Annotated in this window: 2 protein-coding genes; both read right to left on the reverse strand. The window is 65.7% G+C overall.

Translation table 11 applies throughout. The features are described from left to right. Positions 1 to 23 precede the first annotated feature (23 nt). Positions 24 to 2,048 carry an ABC transporter ATP-binding protein gene (locus U9980_RS00095; RefSeq protein ID WP_322766170.1) on the reverse strand — a complete coding sequence of 675 codons (2,025 nt, stop codon included), beginning with the start codon at positions 2,046 to 2,048 and terminating at the stop codon, positions 24 to 26. 36 nt (positions 2,049 to 2,084) lie between these two features. After that, the coding region (locus U9980_RS00100) for a hypothetical protein (protein ID WP_322766171.1) at positions 2,085 to 2,481 on the reverse strand (397 nt) is incomplete at its 5' end.

Below are 2,481 nucleotides of genomic sequence, written 5' to 3' on the forward strand. Positions count from 1 at the left end.
GCCAGCGTGGGTGGGGCCGCCGGTCAGCCTACGGTCCGGGGCGCGCCGTGGCCGTTTTCTCGTCTGGGCATCCGCCCCACCCGGCCACGGCTCAGCTGGGCGTAGATTCCACCGGTTGTGACCAGCCGGTCATGCGGGCCGGCCTCCACCACGGTGCCCTTTTCCATCACGTAGATACGGTCGGCCGCGACGGTCATCGTCATCCGATGGGCGACGATCAGACAGCTGCGATCGGCGAGAAGACGTTCGAACGACGTCCGGAGCTTTTCCTCGGTCAGTGCGTCCAGGTTTGACGTGGCTTCGTCGAGGATGACCGTCCGCGGGTTCTGGACCAGGACCCGGGCGATGGCCAGCCGCTGTCGTTCCCCACCGGAGATCTCATAGCCGTCGCACCCGAGTGGGGTGTGGATCCCGTCCGGCAGGGACCGGACGAGGGAGACGAGACCGGTCGCCTCGAGTGCGGCCCAGAGTTCGTCCGCGGTCGCCGACGGATTCCCGAACCTGAGGTTCTCGGCGATGGTGCGGCGTTGGGTGAACGCTTCCTGGGAGACAAAGCCGACCGCGGCTCGCGCCTGTTCGGCGGTGAGTTCCGCGACGTCCCGCCCGCCCAGCAGAACCCGCCCGGCGGTGGGCGTGAGCAGGCCGCTCGCGAGGTAGCAGAGCGTCGTTTTGCCCGCGCCGCTGAATCCGACGACGGCAACCATCTCGCTTTTGCGTACGACGATGTCCACTGAGCGGACGGCCCAGGTGGGTACCGGCATGTCCGGGGCATAGGAGTACGAGACGTTCGCCAGGACGAGATCGCCGTGAACGGGCGGGCGGGGAACGCTCGCCGGTTCTGACACCACCGGTTCGGCTTGCGAGACGGTTTCTTCCGGTGGCCGCGGTCGATCGATCATCGCCAGTGGCCGAACGTTGCTGCGGTCCGTAACGCGAGGGAGATCCAGTGGAATGTCCAGGAAGGCCAGAATGCGAACGAGGGAGGACTCGCCGTCAAACAACCGGGTGCGCAGGTCCGCGAATCCGGTGATTGAACGAAAGGCCAGCAGCAGCACGCTGAGGAAGGCCACGAAGGTGCCGGCCGTCATTATCTGTTCCAGGGAGAGCCATACCCCGAGCCCGATCGCGGTCATGGTCGTCAGCACCGAGCTGCCCGCGGAGGTGAGCTGCAGACGGGCGAACACCTGGACACGGGTGCGGAGCGCTGTCGCGATGGCGGAGTCCAGTCGTTCGAACTCCTCCTGGCCGACGCCCTGCGCACGGAACGCACGCAGGTGCAGCGCTCCCGCCGGCCCGGTCAGCTCGATGACGTGATCGACCATCCGGGTATGCCGCTCGGCTTCCACCCGGCTGATCTCCCGGACGCGTGCGCGAATGCGCCGCAGCAGGATGAGGGGAATCACACCGATCATGACAACCGCGAACGCGAGCCGCCACTCCAGCAGGAAGGCCACCATACCTGCGGCGACGAGTTCGACCGCCATCGTCGCGACGGCCGGCAGACAGACGGCGCCGGCGATCTGTACCTTGGCCGTATCAATGGTGAAGAGGGTGACGACGTCCCCGTGCCGGGTCCGCATGAAGCGGGGGAACGGCAGGGAAACAGCGTGCTCGTGCAGGTCGTGGCGGATCCGGCAGGCCAGCCGTTCGCTGAGGTAGCTGATCAGTATGTACTGCAGGGTGGCTACGACGGCGCTGAGCACAAAAGCGCCGAGGATGAGGAGAACGGGGAGAAGTATTCCGCTCGTCCGTAGCTGGAGCAGCCAGTCGTCAATCAGGTCGCGAATTGCGAACGGGGCCATGGCCAGGGCCGTCGCGCCGAGCACCGAGAGCCCGGCGTGCGCCATGGCCGCTCTGTTCTGATCCCTGATGAAATGCTCGATCCGAGCGGCGTCGGGGTTCCCGGTAAGCCAGGAGAACAGACGCCCGTACAGCCACGAGACAGTCGCGGATGTCTTGCGTAGGGCCGTCTTCACCGAGGTCTGCGGATGGTTCGGTTTCCCGAGCCATCCGCTGGCCTCGGAGGGCGACCGGCGAGATGCTGTCATCTTGTGAACCGCTTGCCTGATGTTTCGGTTCGGTAATCAGCCGTCGCTGCGCTGAATGTCTGCGAGCCCGACAGGTGTATGATCGTCATCGTGGTGCCCGACGGCGTTGTCGATGGTGGTCTCATCGGTACCGGCGTCAGCCGTGATGCCGTTGCCGGCCGGCCCCGGGGTCGGGGCTGCTGCTGAGCGCCCACCGCCGGTGCGGATACTCAGCATTTCCCGACCGACGGTGTTACCGTCGCGGTCCGCCGGGGATCGGGTGACCAGCGATGCGAGGATCGGCCTCTCAACGGCTTCAGCCGCGCTGAAAACGGAAATCTCCACGTCCTCGGATACCTCGATAATCAGCCCGAAGGCACTTGACGGGCTGATTTCCTGATTGTGGTCGAGATGCCGGAGAGAAGTAGGCATGATTCCTCCATCGTAGTCATCC

It is taken from the genome of Protofrankia sp. Cr1, assembly GCF_963555865.1.
Taxonomy (GTDB): domain Bacteria; phylum Actinomycetota; class Actinomycetes; order Frankiales; family Frankiaceae; genus Protofrankia.

Coding starts and splice junctions, on each gene's coding strand:
- U9980_RS00095 (WP_322766170.1), bottom strand. CDS start 2,048: ATGACAGCATCTCGCCGGTCGCCCTCCGAGGCCAGCGGATGGCTCGGG.